Annotated in this window: 14 protein-coding genes; 11 read left to right on the top strand and 3 right to left on the bottom strand. The window is 46.8% G+C overall.

Going from position 1 to position 16,763, the window contains the following annotated elements; translation table 11 throughout:
• Window positions 1-150: 150 nt before the first annotated feature.
• Complete coding sequence (locus tag ACMXYU_RS02095; RefSeq protein ID WP_415899981.1) at window positions 151-1,677, top strand: AAA family ATPase; 1,527 nt, start codon at window positions 151-153, stop codon at window positions 1,675-1,677.
• On the top strand, window positions 1,677-1,991 hold the full coding sequence (locus ACMXYU_RS02090) for a Rieske (2Fe-2S) protein (protein WP_415899980.1): 315 nt from the start codon (window positions 1,677-1,679) through the stop codon (window positions 1,989-1,991). The genes ACMXYU_RS02095 and ACMXYU_RS02090 overlap by 1 nt, the downstream gene beginning before the upstream one ends.
• On the opposite strand, the gene sfsA is transcribed toward ACMXYU_RS02090, so the two are convergent.
• Complete coding sequence (gene sfsA, locus ACMXYU_RS02085) at window positions 1,988-2,689, bottom strand: DNA/RNA nuclease SfsA (RefSeq protein WP_415899979.1); 702 nt, start codon at window positions 2,687-2,689, stop codon at window positions 1,988-1,990. The genes ACMXYU_RS02090 and sfsA overlap by 4 nt on opposite strands.
• On the bottom strand, window positions 2,689-3,852 hold the full coding sequence (locus ACMXYU_RS02080; RefSeq protein WP_415899978.1) for a pyridoxal phosphate-dependent aminotransferase: 1,164 nt from the start codon (window positions 3,850-3,852) through the stop codon (window positions 2,689-2,691). The genes sfsA and ACMXYU_RS02080 overlap by 1 nt, the downstream gene beginning before the upstream one ends.
• Before the next feature lie 278 nt (window positions 3,853-4,130).
• Here ACMXYU_RS02080 and dksA point away from each other — a divergent pair, with 278 nt between their 5' ends.
• The 9 genes from dksA to ACMXYU_RS02035 all read left to right on the top strand — a co-directional run bounded on the left by dksA (window position 4,131) and on the right by ACMXYU_RS02035 (window position 15,738).
• Window positions 4,131-4,559, top strand: coding sequence for an RNA polymerase-binding protein DksA (dksA, locus tag ACMXYU_RS02075; protein WP_415883334.1), 429 nt, complete (start codon window positions 4,131-4,133; stop codon window positions 4,557-4,559).
• A gap of 49 nt (window positions 4,560-4,608) precedes the next feature.
• Complete coding sequence (gene gluQRS, locus ACMXYU_RS02070) at window positions 4,609-5,493, top strand: tRNA glutamyl-Q(34) synthetase GluQRS (RefSeq protein ID WP_415899976.1); 885 nt, start codon at window positions 4,609-4,611, stop codon at window positions 5,491-5,493.
• 164 nt (window positions 5,494-5,657) lie between these two features.
• Window positions 5,658-8,585: a sensor histidine kinase gene (locus tag ACMXYU_RS02065; RefSeq protein WP_415899975.1), complete on the top strand. Its 2,928-nt coding sequence runs from the start codon at window positions 5,658-5,660 to the stop codon at window positions 8,583-8,585.
• A gap of 22 nt (window positions 8,586-8,607) precedes the next feature.
• On the top strand, window positions 8,608-9,993 hold the full coding sequence (locus tag ACMXYU_RS02060) for a sigma-54-dependent transcriptional regulator (RefSeq protein WP_415884633.1): 1,386 nt from the start codon (window positions 8,608-8,610) through the stop codon (window positions 9,991-9,993).
• A gap of 590 nt (window positions 9,994-10,583) precedes the next feature.
• Window positions 10,584-12,005, top strand: coding sequence for a polynucleotide adenylyltransferase PcnB (pcnB, locus tag ACMXYU_RS02055; protein ID WP_415899973.1), 1,422 nt, complete (start codon window positions 10,584-10,586; stop codon window positions 12,003-12,005).
• Window positions 12,002-12,487 (top strand): 2-amino-4-hydroxy-6-hydroxymethyldihydropteridine diphosphokinase, encoded by a 486-nt coding sequence (gene folK / locus ACMXYU_RS02050; RefSeq protein WP_415899972.1) that lies wholly within the window; start codon window positions 12,002-12,004, stop codon window positions 12,485-12,487. The genes pcnB and folK overlap by 4 nt, the downstream gene beginning before the upstream one ends.
• A gap of 40 nt (window positions 12,488-12,527) precedes the next feature.
• Entirely contained in the window at window positions 12,528-13,322 is a 795-nt protein-coding gene (panB, locus tag ACMXYU_RS02045; protein WP_415883329.1) for a 3-methyl-2-oxobutanoate hydroxymethyltransferase, read from the top strand.
• 2 nt (window positions 13,323-13,324) lie between these two features.
• A complete protein-coding gene (panC, locus tag ACMXYU_RS02040; RefSeq protein ID WP_415899971.1) occupies window positions 13,325-14,173 on the top strand; it encodes a pantoate--beta-alanine ligase in 849 nt (282 codons plus the stop codon).
• A gap of 383 nt (window positions 14,174-14,556) precedes the next feature.
• Window positions 14,557-15,738 carry an acetyl-CoA C-acetyltransferase gene (locus ACMXYU_RS02035; protein WP_415883327.1) on the top strand — a complete coding sequence of 394 codons (1,182 nt, stop codon included), beginning with the start codon at window positions 14,557-14,559 and terminating at the stop codon, window positions 15,736-15,738.
• A gap of 123 nt (window positions 15,739-15,861) precedes the next feature.
• Here ACMXYU_RS02035 and ACMXYU_RS02030 read toward each other — a convergent pair whose 3' ends face one another.
• The gene (locus ACMXYU_RS02030; RefSeq protein ID WP_415899969.1) at window positions 15,862-16,698 is read right to left on the bottom strand and encodes a 6-carboxytetrahydropterin synthase; all 837 of its coding nucleotides are present in this window, start codon (window positions 16,696-16,698) and stop codon (window positions 15,862-15,864) included.
• Window positions 16,699-16,763 lie beyond the last annotated feature (65 nt).

The raw sequence follows: 16,763 nt of genomic DNA, 5'->3' as shown, positions 1-16,763 counted from the left end.
AAGGGACAGCTTGAACAGAAAGATAAGAAACTTTTTCAGGAAACTGCGTGGTTTTTTAGTGCTTTTGCCACGACTTGACGATTTTGGTGCTCTCTTTTTTGCCATTGGCTCAGTATAATGCCTTCCCTTAGCAGGTATATCAGTACGTTTATGACCCTAATCGACTCTCTAAAACAAGCTTCGTTCTATCCGCATCCAGTCGACCAGATTGAGGTGATAGAAACCCACATTTCCTGGCTGATCTTAACAGGCGAATATGCCTATAAGATTAAAAAGCCAGTGGATTTCGGTTTTCTGGATTTTACCACGCTAGAGAAGCGTCAGCACTTCTGTGAGGAAGAGCTACGTCTAAATCAACGATTAGCGCCTGATATCTACCAGCAAGTCATCAGTATTGGCGGTAGTGCTGAGAAGCCGATTTTCAATCCAGAAGACGATGAAGAGATCATTGAATATGCTGTTCAAATGCAGCAATTTGATCATTCTCAACGCCTCGATCTCCTTTTAGCTAATCATCGTTTTGAAGCTAGCTGGATCGATACATTAGCCGAACAAATCGCGGATTTTCACCAGCGTATTCCGATGGTGGCGCAAGACAGCCCTTGGGGTGAAGCGGAAACGATTTGGGAAGTTGTCTCCGATAACTTCAGCCATATCACCGACGCTATCGACGAACTAGATGACTGGCACAAAGTACAAAAGCTATCCCATTATACTGCGCAACAGTTCCGCAAACTGACCCCTCTGATTGAACAACGTAAGCAATCCGGTCATATTCGCGAATGCCATGGCGATCTTCACTTAGCCAACATCACTCTTTTCCATGATGAGCTAAGACTGTTTGACTGTATCGAATTTAACTTACAGTTCCGCTGGATAGATAGTATTTGTGATCTTGCTTTTCTCCTTATGGATCTGGAAGCCAACGGTGAGTTCCGATGGGCCAATCGCTGCTTAAACCGCTATTTAGAAATCAGTGGTGATTACAATGCCCTACCACTGCTTAATTTCTATAAAGCTTACCGCTCCATGGTTCGCGCAAAGGTTGCAGTACTAGGCGAGCATCACGATCTACAAACCCTGCGCCGCTATCTGCGTCTAACCGATTACTATGCTCGCGCACCAAAACCAGCACTGTTTTTGATGCATGGCATTTCCGGCAGTGGCAAGAGCCATTTAAGCCAACAACTCGTTGATCAAACCGATACTATTCGTATCCGTTCTGATGTTGAGCGTAAACGCCTTTTCCGCGAGTTGAGTTTAAAAGGGGAAAAGATAGATCTATATGGGCCGCAAATGAACGCCCATACCTTCAATCACCTTTTTGATAACAGTGCAGAGCTACTGCGCAACGGTTATTCAGTGGTAGTTGATGCAACCTGCTTGCGCCAAAGAACACGTCAGAACTATATCGAACTAGCAGAGAAACTCGGCATCCCTGTTCGTATTATCAGCTGCGAATGCGAGCAAAAACTGATTGAAGCCCGTTTGAAGCGCCGTTCCAATGAGGGCTCTGATGCATCCGATGCTGACATTGCGGTTATGCTGGAACAACAACAGCTTGCACAGCCTCTAACAGAAGAGGAGCGAGCACTTACTCTTTCAATCGATACCGACGATGATGAAGCAATCGTACGTTTATTAGAGCAGCTGCGAATCCAAGAGGTAATTTTCTAATGACAGCCTTATGCCACATTGATGAGATTACCGAAGGTCAGGCTAAAGGGTTTGAGTGTGAAGGCAAAAAGCTTTTCGCGGTAAAATACCGTGGTGAGTTATACGTCTATGAGAATAGCTGCCCACATCGCAGCATCCCCCTAGAATGGCAGCCTGATCAGTTTCTAGATTACGACAAGACCTTCATCCAGTGTGCTACCCATGGCGCGCTCTTCAAAATTGACAGTGGCGAATGCATCTCAGGCCCCTGCGTAGAAGATAGCCTGACCGCCATCCCATTCACCTTAGATGACGGCCAAGTGATCCTCGGCTAAGTAATTACCGGAATCTCGCGCTGAATACTGATCTGTTCAGGCGAGATATCTGCAGCATAAGCAATTACTTCTACCCCAGCCTCTATTGCCTCACGCAGTAAGCGGCCATATTCTGGATCGATCTGATCGGCAGGGCGTACCTGTTGAATCCCTGTGTGAGGCACACAAAACAGCATCACAGCGCGGTTACCCTGCTCCACCATCGCCATTAATTCCTGCAAGTGTTTAGCGCCACGCTTAGTCACTGCATCTGGAAAGCTTCCCCAGTTATCAGATTCAAGCAAAGTCACATTCTTAACTTCAACCCATGCTCGACCTTTCTCTTCATCTTCCAACAAGAGATCAATACGGCTGTTTTCTCCATACTTAACCTCTTGACGAATATCAGAGTACCCTTGCAGCTGAGCAATCACCCCTTGCTCAATCCCTTCGCGAATCAGTTTATTGGCACGACCGGTATTAATACAGGCGAGATACTGCCCTTCAACTTCCACCAGCTCCCAACCCAATGGGTATTTACGTTTAGGATTGCCACTGTCGTGCACCCAAACACGGCTATCTGGATCAGCGCAGTTTTTCATGGAGCCGGTATTCGGGCAGTGGATCGTAACTTCTCGACCATCCGACAAAACAACATCTGCAAGGAAACGCTTATAACGCTTGACCAAACGCCCTTCGATTAGATCTTCGAATTGCATTATTTTTGAATCCTTTTACCTAAACGCTCCAGCATCAACTGAATGCGATCCAATCCTGTGGTGTAAGAGAATCGAATAAATTCCTGACTACGGTGCTGACCAAAATCCAACCCCGGCGTAGTCGCTATATGGTCCTCTTCCAACAATGACCAACAATAATCGAAGGTATTATCGGTAAGGTGTTGAGCACCTGCATACACATAGAATGCCCCCTCAGGGGTAACTGGCAAATCAAAGCCTAAATCTCTTAAACCAGACACCAAAAGATCACGACGTTTTTGGAACTCAAAACGTCTACGCTCCAATTCATAAATCGTTTCAGGCTTAAATGCAGCCAGTGCTGCATATTGCGAAACCGTGTTTGGCGAAATCATCAAATTCTGCGCTAATTTTTCTAATTCTGGGGCAGCCTCCTCAGGCGCCACCAGCCAACCTAAACGCCAACCTGTCATCCCAAAATATTTAGAAAAACTATTGATTACAAAAGCATTTTGATCAATTTCCAATACACTTGGCGCATCTATTCCGTAGGTAAGCCCATGATAGAGCTCATCAACAACCAGATGACCACCTAGTTTTTTAACTGTCGCAGCAATATCAGTTAACTCATCTCGATGGACGACCATACCGGTCGGATTAGCAGGAGAAGCTAACAGCACTCCCGCAGTAATAGCTTGCCAATGCTGTTCGATCAACTCAGCGTTTAACTGGAAATTATCTTCTGCATTGGTCGGCACTAACTGAGATTTAGCTTCTAAAAAGCGCAAGAATTGGCGATTACATGGGTAACCCGGGTCAGCCATCATAAACGACTGCCCAGCATCAGCGAGCAAAGAGAACGCCATCAGCAAAGCGCTGGAAGCGCCGGTGGTTACAACGATCCGATCAGGGGAGACATCTAAGCCATATTTCGTGGCATACCACTGACTGATCGCCTCGCGTAACTCAGGAATACCCGCGGCAGGCGTATACTGAGTCAGGCCGCTATCAATCGCCGCTTTGGCTGCTTCTGCAATCAATGGTGCTGTTGCAAAATCAGGCTCACCCACCTCCATATGGATAACGTCACATCCAGCATCATCAAGTTGCTTAGCCCGTTTCAGCAAGTCCATCACTTTAAAAGACTCAATTTCTGCAACACGTTGGGAAGGACGGAATACCATGCGAATACCTGATCAAACACTAAAAATGGCAGTATACCTCAGACCATTTACGAATATCCCGCCTAGAGCGCCTATTTACAAGCGCTTCAAGGTGAACTAAACCTAATGAGATGTCTTTTAGTATCAATAGAATACATTTAGGGCTAGCGAAACGGCGAGGCATCTGGTAATTTGCCTGCCTTCTATGCTAAATCAATGTATTTATTGCATAACTAAACACAGGCAAGTGAAGTCACCCTTAAGGTGGCTTACGAAAGAAAGAGAGTGAGGCAGCGCTTATGCCAAACAAGAGCGAATCTTTCACACATATTGATCCTTACCCACTAGTTGAGGGTGAGGAATACATGAATGAGAAGCAGAAGGATCATTTCCGTGCAATCCTAGGCGCTTGGAAACAAGAACTGATGGAAGAAGTGGATAGCACTATCCACCACTTGCGCGAAGAGCCTTCAAATTTTGCAGATCCAAGCGATCGAGCTAGCCAGGAAGAAGAATTCAGCCTTGAGCTACGTACTCGTGACCGCGAACGTAAATTGATCAAAAAGATCAATGAATCGCTTGAGCTGATCGACGAAGATGAATACGGTTATTGCGATGCCTGCGGTATCGAAATTGGCGTTCGACGTCTCGAAGCTCGACCTACAGCGTCTTTGTGTATCGATTGCAAAACGCTGGCGGAGATCAAAGAAAAGCAAGTCGGCGGCTAAATCTAAACTAAGCCAGTTAATATAACTGGCTTAGCTTTAAGCATTTATCGTGACCTATATCGGCCGATTTGCCCCATCCCCTACTGGGCCATTACATTTTGGTTCACTCCTTGCTGCACTCGCCAGTTTTTTGGATGCACGTGCCCATGAGGGTGAATGGCTTTTACGCATCGAAGATTTAGATCCTCCTCGCGAACAGCCAGACGTCAAAGAACAATTTCCACTGTTACTGGAAAGTTACGGTCTTTATTGGGATGGTGAACTCAGCCTTCAAAGCGAACGCCTTGAACTCTATGCCCCAGTACTACAGGAACTGCTAGAAGCGCATCACGCTTACCCCTGCTCCTGTTCACGCAAAGAGATCCTAAGCCGTTGCGATAATCTGGTGTATGACCAACATTGTTTAATGCACCCACCGGAGCAAGACGCCAACGTTGCCATTAGGATCAACAGCAACGGCACGCTCATTAGTTTTCGCGATATTATCCAAGGCCCCCATGCCTATAATTTAAGTAGTACTGGCGACTTTGTTGTATTCCGCCGTGATGGTTTTTATTCCTACCAACTCGCCGTGACTATCGACGATTATCTGCAAGGCATTACCCATATTGTACGCGGCTCAGACCTACTAGATGAAACGGCTAAACAGATTCATCTACAACAGCTGTTAGGCTATCCAACACCTGCTTATGCACATATTCCTGTCGCGGCCAACGCCGAAGGTCAAAAGCTGAGTAAGCAAACCTTTGCACCGGCACTAGAAACCACCGATCCAATTCCAGTTTTATTTAAAGCTTTGCAATTCTTAGATCAAGAACCACCACGAGAACTGCTATACGCAAGTAGAGATGAACTACTGGAGTGGGCGATTGCAAACTGGGATATACGCAAAATAAAACCAACACTCAGTAAGCCGCTACTAAACGAGTCGTAAGATGTATTTCCACCGAGTCCTACTTTTATTGATACCCGGTTTATACATGGTATTACCCCTCATTATTGATAGCTGGCAGAGCCTGACAACACCCTGGTATCTTCCTTACGTTGCTTGGTTTCTTATTATCTTATTAGCATTTCTGATCGAGCGGAGACCGAGAGATGTTTAGTCTTCCATTACTCATCCTGATCGGAGTTGCTTATCTGCTCTTTCTCTTTGGTACAGCCTACCTTACCGAGAGAGGACTATTACCCAAACAGTTGGTGCACCATCCATTTACCCATGTACTTTCTATCGGGGTATATGCCAGCGTATGGACGTTCTATGGTGCCTTTGGACTGGCGCAAGAATCGGGATATAGCTTTTTAGCTTCCTATTTAGGTGCTGTCGTCACCTTTATCTTAGGCCCGGTACTGCTGATCCCAATCCTCAGGATTTCGAGGACATACCAACTTAGCTCACTACCCGACCTACTCGCCTTTCGTTTTCGCAGCGGGGCGGTTGGTACTATTACAGCCCTACTCACCGTCATCGCCACTCTCCCGATGCTTTCAATTCAGATACAAGCGGTGACCGATGCCCTGTATCTGCTAAATGACCAATTTAGCGTTGACCAGATAGGCTTAGGCTTTTGCTTTGTTATCGCACTCTTTTCGATTTTATTCGGTGCACGTCACGCCTCTTTACGAACGACTCATCAAGGCCTGATGGTGGCCATGGCAGTTGAATCACTGATTAAATTGATCGCACTTCTGGTGATCGCTGGCTTTGCCATCTTTGGCGTCTTAGGTGGAGTAGAAGGCGTTAATGACTTTATCACCAGCCATCCTGAATCGATCAAGCGCTTAGAAGCGCCGGTAGACAGCGATGCTTGGCGAACCTTACTACTGGCATTTTTCACCGCAGCAATTGTGATGCCGCATATGTTCCATATGCTGTTTACCGAAAACTCCTCTGACGAAACACTCTATAAAGCCACATGGGCGATGCCGCTGTTTCTGTTTTTGCTTGCAGCTGCAGTTCCACCCATACTTTGGGCTGGCGAAGCACTTGGCGTAGGCGGTGAAGCGCAATTCATCCTTTTGAACATGGGTGTTTTCTTAGACTCTACTTGGCTAACGGTATTGGCATTTATCGGCGGTTTGTCAGCAGCCAGCGGTATTATGATTGTGGCAACTGTAGCTATGGCTTCGATGATTCAGAACCACGTTATTCTGCCGTTAGTCCCAAAACCGAAAACCCCTCGCTTCTATGCCTGGCTATTATGGCTTAGACGTAGTTTGATCATGGCGATGCTACTTGCCAGCTATCTTTTCTATCGCCAGATAGGTACGGACTTTGCCCTGCATCAGATGGGCGTGGTTGCTGTAGTGGCCTTCCTACAGTTCTTACCGGGATTACTATCCACCCTGTTCTGGTCCAGAGCTAACCGCTGGGGTCTACTCATAGGCTTATCCGCTGGCATGGGGATCTGGCTGCTAACCATGTTAGTCCCGCTTCTAGATAGCTCGGCCAGCGAATTGGTACCTTTCGATTTAGATACAGATAATTGGGACCATATTGCGATTCTGTCACTGATGTTGAACACTGCTCTTCTGACCGTAGTCTCTCTAATCTTCCCTCAATCAGAAGATGAGCGTAGGGCCGCACAATCCTGCTTGATGAACGCGTTGCAAAAGCCAAGTTCCAACCACCTACGCGTTTCCAGAATCGATGACTTTACCGATCTACTGTCTAGCCGATTGGGCCGCAAAACCGCAGAGCGCGAAGTTCAAAAAGCACTAGAGAGTCTGAATATACAATCGCAGACCGTGCGTCCGATCGATCTGTTACGCCTTCGAACAACGCTTGAAACCAACCTTTCAGGCTTACTTGGGCCTATAGAAGCCGCTGCTTTACTTGAGCCTTTGGATCAACCTTCCGATCCAATTACCTTCAAAGCCAGTAATACGCACCTGATTGAAAACCAGCTGGAAAACTATCAAGAACGTTTGACCGGTCTTGCTGCCGAACTTGATGAAATGCGCCGTTACCACCGTCTTACACTGCAAAAACTCCCCGTCGGTGTATGTACCCTCGATACCTCTGGACAAGTGCTGTTCTGGAATATTGAGATGGAGCGTCTGACCCAAATTAAAGCGGAAGAGATTATTGGTACGCCGCTACAAAGCCATACCGATACTTGGAGCACTATTTTAGAAGAATTTGCCCACGCGGATAGCGATCACAAGTTGAGCCAAAAACTGATCTTAAATGAACAAACTCATTGGTTCAGTTTGCACAAATCGATCCTTAAAGAGCGTCGCGATATCGGCATGGTATTGCTACTAGAAGACGAGACCGACACTAAAATCATGCAGGACAAGCTCGGCCATAACGAACGACTTGCATCGATCGGTCGCTTTGCTGCGGGTGTTGCCCACGAGATCGGCAACCCTGTAACGGGGATCGCTTGTCTAGCACAGAACCTGAAGTTAGAAACAGATAACGACTATATTCTTGAAACCGGCGATCATATCGTCGATCAAACCAAACGTATCAGCCGTATAGTGCAGTCCCTGGTCAGATTCGCCCATGCAGGTCGCCCCGAAGCGGAACGAGAGCAAGTGCCGGTATCTCTTGCCCAATGTGCTGAAGAAGCTATTCACCTCATGTCTTTGGATAGCCATGGCAAACAACAACAGTACATCAATCAGATACCCGATGAGCTTCGCGTGAGTGGTGATCCACAACAACTTCATCAAATCTTTGTAAACCTGATTCAAAATGCCAGCGATGCTTCACCTGAAGGCGGGCGCATCTGGCTCCATGCCAATGAAAATATTGAAACCGTAGAGCTTCGAGTAACCGATGAAGGCAGCGGTATATCAGCCGAATCCCAAGAACGTCTGTTTGAACCGTTCTTTACCACAAAAGACCCTGGTCAGGGTACAGGTTTAGGCCTATCTTTGGTTTACAATATTATTGAAGAACATTGTGGTAATATTGAAATTATAAGCCCAGCCAACAACAAGCAGAACAAAGGCACTCAAGTGGTAATAACGCTCCCGCGCTTAAAGTGGACAGAAGATCCCGACAGCGCAGGATAGTGGGATGAGAGGTAGAGAGCCGATGAGCCGAATTCTGATTGTAGAAGATGAAACAATAATCCGGTCTGCACTGCGCAGACTACTCGAGAAAAACCATTTCCAAGTCGACGACGCCGCTTCTGTAGATGAAGCTACCAGCCGTTTCAACCTTGGCGACTTCAACCTGATTATCAGCGACCTTCGTCTGCCGGGCGCACCTGGCACAGACATGATTTCGTTGGCGAAATCAGTTCCTGTACTGATCATGACCAGTTATGCGAGTTTACGCTCCGCTGTTGATGCGATGAAGCTCGGTGCTGTTGACTATATTGCTAAGCCTTTTGATCACGATGAGATGATCAGCTCGGTGCAGCATATTCTTTCCTCTCGTTCGGAATCTGACAGTCCCGTTACCGAACATGATGCCGCAACTGCCGAGAACCGCACTAATATCATTGGCTCCTGCCAACCGATGCAGGAACTCGATAAGCGCATTAAGAAAGTTGCTCGCACCCAAGCGACTGTTTTGATTCAGGGAGAGTCAGGCACAGGTAAAGAACTTGCAGCTCGCGCGATTCACGAACAGAGCAATCGCGCCAATATCCCAATGATCTCAGTGAACTGCGCCGCGATCCCAGAGAGCCTGATTGAGTCAGAACTTTTTGGTCACGAAAAAGGCGCCTTTACCGGCGCTAGCAGCAGCCGCAGCGGCTTACTTGAAGCTGCAGATGGCGGTACGCTATTTCTTGATGAAATCGGAGAGCTTCCGCTCGAAGCTCAAGCTCGTTTGTTACGCTTCCTACAAGAAGGTGAGATCCGACGTGTAGGATCTGTGCAATCAAAGAAAGTTGATGTTCGCCTGATTGCTGCAACCCATAGGAATCTAAAAGAGCTAGCAAAACAGAACGAGTTTCGTGAAGACCTCTACTACAGACTCTATGTGATGGAGCTTCGCATTCCGCCATTAAGAGAACGCGGCGACGATATTATCGAGTTAGCTGAAAAAATGCTGGCTCGTGTTTGTCAGCGAATGGAAACAGCGCCTTTACGTTTCGCCAATGATGCGCTTGAAACGATGCGCAGATACAGCTGGCCGGGCAATGTTCGTGAATTAGAAAATGCTATCGAGCGTGCAACTATTCTTGCAGAAGGTCCATTCATTACCACTGACCTTTTAGGCTTAGATATCCCAGTAAGCTCGCTAGATGATATTGAAAGCCAGTTTGTCGCGATGAATCAGGCTACTCCTCAAGCAGTACAGACTGAAGACCAATCTAAACTATCTTTAGACGACTACTTCCAAAGATTCGTTTTAGAAAATCAGGATCAATTGAGCGAAACAGAACTGGCTAAGAAGCTCGGCGTGAGCCGCAAGTGTTTATGGGAACGCAGACAAAAACTTGGCATTCCTCGCAAGTCGAAAAAATAGATTATACCAAGGTCTAAAGGGTGACATTTAAGTAACATTACGGTAACAATTCAGGTGTTACCGTACTACCCAGCAACTAGTACCAAAGCGTAACACCCAGTAACAAAACCGCTACAAAAGTAGATCAAAAAACAAACAATCAAAAATAAGCCATTGTTTTATAAGGATTAATAAAAACTGGCACATGCCGTGCAATATACTGCGCGACAACAAAAAGAAGCACACTTCTTAAACTAGACCGCCAATAAAAATAAAAACTGGAATAGATTAAAGAAGTACCTGTCTCGAATAAAAATAATAATGAGGCTTAAGAAAGCTGATCGTAGCGAAGCTGTAACGATCTTAATATTGCTCTTAGAACAAAAACAACAAGCTGAGAAATAGCCGTTGTTGCCTGAGATGCGATCAGCTACCCATCTCCTTCCCTTTTTCTTCTATCTTTTAAATTTCCCAATCTGCTGTGTAACAGTGGTATGATTGCGCACCCATTTAATTCGGGCAGTAAGCACTGTTTAGATTTGATATAAGCCTGAACACCCGTACAATTACTACCCTTTCCGGCTAGATAAATCGCATAGGTAGGCACAACCTTGCTTAAAACCATCAGTAACGCATTGAGCAAAGTATTTGGCAGCAGTACAGAGTCCGTTAACGACTCTGCTGAAAACACGCAATTAATCACTGCTGTTGAAAAGAAGTTGATCTCTGAAGATGAGCATAAGATTCCACGCCGTCATTTAGATGATAATGCCCTGAAAGTTGCCTACCGCCTCCAAGATGCAGGCTTCGAAGGCTACTTAGTTGGCGGATGTATCCGTGACCTACTGCTTAAGAAAAGACCAAAAGATTTTGACGTAGCGACAGATGCACATCCAGAAGAAGCTGCAGATCTGTTTCGCCGCGCCCGCCTGATCGGCCGCCGCTTTAAACTGGTTCATGTCCGCTTTGGCCGTGACCTGATCGAAGTCGCAACCTTCCGCGCAAGCCACGATAACCAAGCTGAAAATGCTGAAGGCGAACAAGGCAAACAATGCGATAGCGGCATGATCCTACGCGACAATGTTTACGGCACAATTGAAGATGATGCGCTACGTCGCGACTTCACTGTAAACGCGCTGTACTACTGCCCGAAAGATCACTGCGTCTACGATTTTGCCAATGGTTATGACGATCTGCAGAAAGGTATTCTGCGCATGATCGGCGACCCAGAAGATCGTTATAAAGAAGACCCTGTACGCATGCTACGTGCAGCTCGTTTTGCCGCTAAGCTTGATTTCTCGATTGAACAGCAATCAGAAGCGCCGATTCGCACCTTAGCACCAATGCTGAAACGCATTGCGCCAGCACGTCTATTTGATGAAGTGCTAAAACTGCTGCAATCCGGTCACGCAATTGAATCTTATAAACAGCTACAACGTTTAGATCTGTTTGAGCCGTTATTCCCGCAGGTTCAGAAATTGTTGCAAAGTGACAACCTGGATGTACCGCTGGAACGCTTGATCGAGAACGCACTTAAAAATACTGACCGCCGTCTGGCACAGCGCAAAAGCGTTACACCGGCGTTCTTATTTGCAGCTATCTTGTGGTACCCAACTCAGCTACGTATGCAACAGCTGATGAAAGAGAACAAGATGCCACCGGTACCGGCGCTACATGAAGCAGCCAATCAAGTACTTGCAGAACAAGTTCGTTCAACCGCTATACCGCGTCGTTTCTCTACCCCAATCCGTGAGATTTGGGAGATGCAACTGCGTCTGCCACGCCGCCAAGGCAACCGTGCAGCACGTTTGATGGAGCAGCCTCGCTTTAGAGCGGCGTATGATCTACTTCTACTGCGTGAAAACAGCGGTGAAGAGCTAGGAGGACTAAGCCAGTGGTGGACTGATTTCCAGAACGCCAATGAGCCAAGCAAAAACAGCATGGAAAAAAGCTTAGGTAAAGGTGATAAACCGCGCAAACCACGTCGTCGCCGTTCTAATTCAAATAAGTCCCGCCAAGAGTCATCACAATGACGACTGCGGTTCGTTGTTACATAGGGTTGGGCAGTAATCTTGACAACCCTCTTCAGCATGTTGAACAAGCATTTTCTGAGCTGGCAGAACTGGAAAACTGCCGCTTAGTCAAAGCATCACCCATATACCGTTCTGCACCGGTTGGCCCTCAAGATCAGCCAGACTTTATCAATGCCGTTGCAGAAATAGAAACGACCCTAGAAGCCCATGCACTGTTGGATCGGCTTCAGGGACTTGAGCAGAAACACCAGAGAGTCCGCGAGCGACACTGGGGACCAAGAACCCTCGACCTCGACCTGCTTCTATACGGTAATAGCCAAATCAACACCGAACGTCTCTGCGTACCACACGCATTTATGCACGAACGCAGCTTTGTTCTATACCCTCTGGCCGATATCGCACCCGATTTAATCATACCTAATGATGTAACTTTGTCTTCCCTATTAGTTGCATGCCCTATGGGCAGCCTGACAAAGATATAGGTATAATCGCGCCAACGCGTAATAACAGGAAGATCATTCCATGAGCAATATTACTCTGCACACGTTGTCCTCAATGAAGAAAGCAGGCGAAAAGTTCGCGGTACTTACCGCTTATGACGCTTGTTTCTCGCATGTTGTTAGCTCTGCTGGCACAGAAGTAATTCTGGTAGGCGATTCATTGGGCATGGTGCTTCAAGGCAATGACAGTACTCTACCCGTAACTGTTGAAGAGATGGCTTACCACACTCAAGCTGTCGCCAAAGGTAATCAGGGAAGCCTTATCATGGCCGACCTACCTTTCATGAGCTATTCCACTCCAGAACTTGCTATGGATAACTCCGCTGCACTTATGCAGGCGGGTGCAAACATGGTGAAACTGGAAGGCGGTGCATGGCTTGCAGAAACTGTATCTATGCTAGCTGAACGTGGTATCCCTGTTTGCGTTCACCTTGGCCTGACACCTCAAACTGTCAATAAACTCGGCGGTTATCGAGTCCAAGGTCGCGATAAAGAAACGGCACAACAGATGATTAACGATGCCGTTATGCTGCAAGATGCTGGCGCTAGCGTGATTTTGCTTGAGTGCGTTCCATCTATCTTAGCCAAAGAGATCACACTAGCACTGGATGTGCCTGTTATCGGTATTGGCGCAGGTTCTGACACAGACGCTCAAGTACTGGTTCTACATGACATGCTTGGCGTAACACCAGGCCGCAGCCCTAAGTTTGTGAAAAACTTTATGGCTGATGCCAATAGCATCGAAGAAGCGATCAGCCAATATGTGACCGACGTTAAAAGCGGTACTTTCCCTGCTTCCGAGCATGAGTTTGAATAAACATGATCACTCTACATACCATTGCTGAACTACGTGCAGCCCTCAATAAAGAGCGAGCAGCAGGCAAGCGTATCGGCTTTGTACCAACGATGGGTAACCTGCATGAAGGTCACCTACAACTGATCGATCAGGCAAAAGCGAATAGCGATGTTGTCGTTTCATCGATCTTTGTCAATCCTCTGCAATTTGGTGCAGGGGAAGATCTAGATAATTACCCACGTACTCTCGCTGCTGATCAAGAGAAACTTAATTCTCGCGGCTGCAACTACCTGTTTGCACCGACCGATTCGGAGGTTTACCCGAACGGACGTGAATCTCAGACACAGGTTGAAGTACCAAAGATTTCAGACCTTTATTGCGGCGCGACTCGCCCAGGCCACTTCCGTGGTGTTGCGACGGTCGTAGCTAAACTGTTTGGTATGGTTCAACCTGATGTGGCTGTCTTTGGTGAAAAAGACTTCCAGCAGTTGATGGTTATTCGCCGAATGACCGAAGATCTTAGCCTACCAGTAGAGATCCAAGGTGCGCCGATTGCCCGCAATGCGCAAGGCCTAGCATTGAGCTCTCGCAATGGTTACCTATCAGAGCAGGAACTGGAAACAGCCACCGTACTTAACGCTTCGCTACGCGAAATTGAAGCCGCTTTGATTGAAGGTGATAAAGACTTCGATTCCCTGATTGAAAGCGCTCAGCAGCGCTTAGAAACCGCTGGTTTCAAACGCGATTACTTGGTTATCTGTCGCAGCCAGGATCTACAACCTGCGACATCTGAAGACTCCCAATTAGTCGTACTGGCAGCAGCCTACCTTGGCCCTGCCCGATTAATCGATAATTTACAGATTAATTTGTAACCCCTCTTCCGAGTAGGGTTACACCTACTCGGAACCCCCTGATATCCCTCATATTTTCAAATTAAACGCTCAAGTATTGCTGCAGCGCAATACTTGCTATTTCAATCGTAAGTCTTATACAACCCGCTACTTTCGTGGCTTGACAACCGGGGGCTCGGTCGCGCAGACTGCTAGGACGATGAGTTCTTGCACTGCAATAAAAACAATAAAGGTTGTATAAGTGCTCAGAAAAACGGATTTTGGCCGCCCCTAAATGAGTAGAGAGGGCACAACGGTCACTGAATAAACGCCGCTTTTCACTGAATACTATCGGCCAAAAATTTGGCCATACCATCATCGTGAAGAACGAACTTTGTACATAGCTAAGCTAAGAGGCATTTCGAATGCGTGACGTTGTAATTGTAGCTGCGGGCCGTACCGCAGTTGGTACTTTCGGTGGTTCCCTATCTAAAATTGCTGCATCTGACCTAGGTGCAACAGTTATCAAAGGTCTGATCGAGAAGATCGATCTGGACCCTGCAAAAGTTGACGAAGTAATCATGGGTCAGGTTTTGACGGCTGGCTGTGGCCAGAACCCTGCCCGTCAGGCGACGCTTAATGGCGGCCTACCAATTCAAGTTCCTGCACTAACTATCAACAAAGTTTGTGGTTCAGGTCTTAAAGCTATTCAAATGGCTACACAAGCAATCCGTTGTGGCGATGCAGACATCATCATCGCTGGTGGCCAGGAAAACATGAGCTCTTCTCCTCACGTTGTTCCAAACTCTCGTAACGGTGCTCGCATGGGCGACTGGAAAATGGTCGACACAATGATCAAAGACGGTCTATGGGACGCATTCAACGATTACCACATGGGTATCACTACTGAGAACATCGTTGAAAAATATGGCTTCACACGTGAAGAGCAAGACGCATTTGCTGCTGCATCTCAAAACAAAGCAGAAGCTGCTGTAACAGGCGGTCGCTTTAAAGATGAGATCATCCCAGTAACAATTCCTCAGCGCAAAGGCGATCCAATCGTATTTGACACTGACGAGCAGCCACGTTTCGGTTGCACGGCAGAAGCGCTAGGTAAACTACGTCCAGCATTCAAAAAAGACGGTTCTGTAACTGCAGGTAACGCTTCTACTATCAACGATGGTGCTGCTGCAGTAATCGTTTGTTCTGAAGAGAAAGCGAAAGAACTAGGTCTTCCAGTACTAGCACGCATCAAAGCGTACGCTAACTCTGGTATTGATCCATCTATCATGGGTACAGGCCCAATCACTGCGACTCAGAAAGCACTAGAAAAAGCTGGCTGGTCTGTAGATGATCTAGAACTAGTTGAAGCGAACGAAGCATTCGCTGCTCAAGCAATGTCTGTAAACAAAGATCTTGGCTGGAACACTGACATCGTTAACGTTAACGGTGGTGCGATTGCTCTAGGCCACCCGATCGGTGCTTCTGGTTGCCGTGTATTCGTAAGCCTAGTTCACGAAATGAACAAGCGTGACGCGAAGAAAGGCCTAGCGACACTATGTATTGGTGGTGGTATGGGTACTGCACTGGCAGTTGAGCGAGACTAAGCTAGACTTAAGTCTAGTTACACCGTCCTACTCTTTAAACCGCAGCTCCAGCTGCGGTTTTTTTCTGCCTAAAAGAAGGTAAAAAAGGAGAGAAGTTAAAGAAACTAAACCTTGGTTCTCAGCTCAGTATTCAGCGATAGCGCCTTTACCTACACCCTCATAAGCACGCACCAACACCTTATCATTTGGATACGATTGCTTGATCTGCTTGGCTAGATGATCAGCGATCAATTCAACCGTGCTATCTGTATCGATTAAGTAACAAACCGATGTAGGTAGACTGATTGCAAAGTCACCCTGCGGCGCTGTGTAAGCGTAATGATGACGGCTCTCACACTGTTCAATTAGGTGAGATTCCGAACCTATATAGATATCAGTGAAACGTTCAGCCCACTCTTTTTCAAGATTGAGTTCACGCTGATCATTGATATAGATTTCGATCTTAGAACGATGACCATGCGCAATGCGCTGACAGTTACCATCATGCTTCTGCAAACCATGGCTATAGTGATAGAAAGCACCGTCGATTTTCTCAGGAACAAAGGAGATCTTTAGCCCTTTTACTTCATTTGGGAAAAGTTCTAAAAGCTTATCCCGACACCACTCAGCCAAAGTTTTCTCTGTGATCTCAGGCATACCTACTAGGCAGATTGCAGGCTCAGGGGAACGGCAATAAAAACTTTCACCATCCGCATAAAGCCACTCGACCTCAGTGTAGCCGTCTTGAGTAGAATGACTAAGACGTGGCATGCCCGTAGGAACCACCAGCGCATGATCTACCCATAGATCAAACCACTGCTTAACCTTCTTCTTCACAATCCCAAAATCACAGATCATGCCTTGGTCATTTAGGCTGCCATCCAGCTCTAACTGCACAAGCCACGACTCCCCCATCAACCCACGTTGAGGGTGTAAATAGGAAAAATCGACATTGGTCAGATTATCAACAAAAAGTTTCACGGTAGGGCTCCTGATTTGAAGGCGCTATAGTAGCTTAAAACCTTCAACTAAAAAACGGTGCAGGC

It is taken from the genome of Neptuniibacter sp. QD48_11, from assembly GCF_047778095.1.
Taxonomy (GTDB): Bacteria; Pseudomonadota; Gammaproteobacteria; order Pseudomonadales; family Balneatricaceae; genus Neptuniibacter.
The sequence above is the reverse complement of the archived record's forward strand: the minus strand, read 5'-3'. Positions and strand labels throughout refer to the sequence as shown.